The following is a 231-nucleotide window of genomic DNA, read 5'->3' on the forward strand; positions in this document are numbered from 1 at the left end:
ACACCCTCCGGTTCGCCCCCCGCTCCTACCGTCAGTGGGGACCGGGCGTGGTGGCCACCAGCGCCCTGGGCGGCATCGCGTATCTGGCGGACTTCTCCATCGGCGCGAGCATCGGCATGGCACACGGCACCGTGAACGCGATCCTCGGGATCCTCGTCGCCGCTGTGATCATCTTCACCACCGGGTTCCCCCTGGCCTACTACGCAGCCCGGTACAACATCGACCTGGACC

Annotated in this window: 1 pseudogene; it reads left to right on the plus strand. The window is 68.0% G+C overall.

The annotated features are described in order from the left end of the window. Positions 1-231: pseudogene (locus tag FVA95_RS30505) on the plus strand (hypothetical protein); the annotation flags it as partial.

Origin of the sequence: Pseudonocardia sp. EV170527-09 (assembly GCF_008369905.1) — a bacterium.
Taxonomy (GTDB): Bacteria; Actinomycetota; Actinomycetes; order Mycobacteriales; family Pseudonocardiaceae; genus Pseudonocardia.